This window comes from Vibrio sp. Y176, assembly GCF_033438945.1.
The window spans coordinates 1-790 of record NZ_JAWOQS010000365.1 but is presented as its reverse complement, the minus strand read 5'-3'; the positions used below and the strand labels follow the sequence as shown (position 1 = coordinate 790).

Annotated in this window: 1 protein-coding gene; it reads left to right on the top strand. The window is 47.0% G+C overall.

The window, feature by feature from the left end:
• A partial coding sequence (locus R7O13_RS26110) for a PTS fructose transporter subunit IIB (protein WP_318305105.1) occupies positions 1-647 on the top strand: 647 nt, incomplete at its 5' end.
• Positions 648-790 lie beyond the last annotated feature (143 nt).

Genomic DNA, 790 nt, shown 5'->3' with positions numbered 1-790 from the left:
AAGAAGCAGGTAAAGCAGCAGCAATCATGGGTTCTATCGGTATCTCTGAAGGTGCTATCCCATTCGCAGCAAACGACCCTGTACGCGTTCTTCCTTCAATCGTTGCTGGTGGTATCGTTGGCTGTGTGTTCGGCTTCCTAACAGACGTACTGCTACACGCACCATGGGGCGGTCTAATCACAGCTCCTGTATCAAGCAACATCCCAATGTACGTTGTGGGTATCGCACTAGGCTCACTAACAACAGCAGTTATCGTTGGCTTCTGGAAACCAGTTGCTGAAGAAGAAGCAGAAGACGAAATCGTAGAAGCAGCACCGACGCAAGCTCAAGCGGCTCCAGCAGCAGGCGAAGGCGAGTACGACATCGTAGCAGTAACATGTTGCCCATCTGGCGTAGCACACACATTCATGGCAGCGAAAGCACTAGAGAAAGCAGGTGCGGTAGCGGGTCTGAAAATCAAAGTAGAAACTCAAGGTCAAAACGGTATCCAGAACCGCATCACTGACCTAGATGTAGCAAACGCGAAGCTGGTTATTCTAGCTCACGATATCCAAGTAAAAGACGCTCACCGCTTTGCAAAAGCAAACGTTGTTGAGTGTTCAACAAAAGAAGCGATGCGTAACGCAGCGACTCTTGTGAAAGCTTAAACCTTAAGCTCCTCCCCCTAAGAGCCCTTTCCCCCAAAGGGCTCTATTTCAAGTTTTTAAGTTTTAGTAATACCCCTGATTTTTTAAATTATATAACCCTACAACTTACAAGGCTTTAAAAATGAAATTCAAACCTTCCCTAC